Source organism: Paenibacillus sp. Y859, assembly GCF_056786405.1.
In genome coordinates, this window is the sequence record NZ_JBXCIZ010000044.1 from 1 (window position 1) to 843 (window position 843).

The following is an 843-nucleotide window of genomic DNA, read 5'->3' on the forward strand; positions in this document are numbered from 1 at the left end:
CTTGATCGCCAAGAAGGATTTTCAGGGAGATTATTCAGGCGATACATTCAACCAGCTAATTCTGACGACCCGGACCTACGGTCCTTAAGCTGCTTGAACGTCAGGAATGCCAAACGTTAGGCGAAACACTTAGCACAATTATTTTAAAGAAAAAGGAAGATCATATGATCAAGTTCTATAAGGATAGTATTGAATTTACTGAATATCCATTTTCGGCAGCATCAATTGTTACCCATGGAACAATTAGAATTGAAGAGATTCGTGAGGTTCTATTAAACCAAATACCTCCTGAGATTCGAACTAATGAAGGTGAAGTGATATTTGTTGAAGCAAATTATAAAGAAAGATTAAAACAATTTGCCCAAGATAATAACATTTCTATGGTGAGTAGGATAGATACATGGGGATTAATATTAGATGAATTTTTGGATACGGAATTCAGTGAAGAAATGAAGGTCAGAGTATTTAATATACTAGAAACATGTGGATTTAGCAGGGAAGAAGTAGTAATGATAAGACACTCTGTTCAAGATGTGATGATGGTCTATAATTTCACATCAATGTTATGGGAATGGGTCCATCTGGGATTATATGATTTACTCAATGCTCACTCTGGTATTTTAACAGGGGACAAATATAAGTTGAATAAAGAAGATTTTAAAGAAGTATATAAGAATGCTATGAGCATAGCGAATAAAGGGATCTTGAGGGATTAGCATGACGTGCATCGCCTAACACCGCATTCCTACTGTGGGCATTCGCCCTTGATCGCCAAGGGGGATTTCAGAGAAGTTAATTCAGGCGATACATTCAACCAGCTAAGTCTGACGACCCGTTCCCTTC

1 protein-coding gene is annotated in these 843 nt (G+C 37.5%); it reads left to right on the forward strand.

Going from position 1 to position 843, the window contains the following annotated elements; translation table 11 throughout:
- Window positions 1–164: 164 nt before the first annotated feature.
- A complete protein-coding gene (locus AC1TO8_RS23845; RefSeq protein WP_482058067.1) occupies window positions 165–716 on the forward strand; it encodes a hypothetical protein in 552 nt (183 codons plus the stop codon).
- Window positions 717–843 lie beyond the last annotated feature (127 nt).

Excerpts from the sequence above, each read along its gene's own strand:
- AC1TO8_RS23845 (WP_482058067.1), top strand. The coding sequence starts at position 165 with ATGATCAAGTTCTATAAGGATAGTATTGAATTTACTGAATATCCATTT.